Here is a 545-nt window from a genome sequence, read left to right as displayed (position 1 = left end):
CGCCGGCGGCTGGACGGGCACGACCTCACCGTGCTGGATGTCGCCGACCCCGCCATCGACACCCGGCCGGCCACCGCCCTGCCCGATCCGGGGCCCGAGCAGGTGGCCCACATTATCTACACCTCGGGCACCACCGGGGTGCCCAAAGGGGTGGCGGTCACCCACCACAACATCACCCGCCTGTTCGACACCCTGGATGTGGGCATCGACCTGGACCGCGAACAGGTGTGGACCCAATGCCACTCCTATGCGTTCGACTTCTCGGTGTGGGAGATCTGGGGTGCCCTGCTCCACGGCGGCCGGCTGGTGGTGGTGCCCGACGACATCACCCGCTCCCCCGAGGAGCTGCACACCCTGCTGCGAACCGAACACATCAGCGTGTTCAGCCACACCCCCTCGGCGCTGGCCGCCCTGCCCCCACACGACCTGCCACCGATGACCCTGATGGCCGCGGGGGAGGCGTGCCCACCGGAGGTGATCGAGCGGTGGGCGCCCGGGCGGGTGATGCTCAACGGGTACGGGCCCACCGAAACCACCGTCTATGC

Annotated in this window: 1 protein-coding gene; it reads left to right on the top strand. The window is 69.9% G+C overall.

From position 1 onward, the window contains the following. Positions 1 to 545, top strand: a 545-nt coding sequence (locus A5702_RS12195; protein ID WP_156669596.1) for an AMP-binding protein, incomplete at both ends; no start/stop codon positions are given.

This window comes from Mycobacterium sp. E3339, assembly GCF_001666915.1.
Classification (GTDB): Bacteria; Actinomycetota; Actinomycetes; order Mycobacteriales; family Mycobacteriaceae; genus Mycobacterium.
Note: the sequence above shows the minus strand (reverse complement) of the source record. Positions and strands in the feature narration are given on the sequence as shown.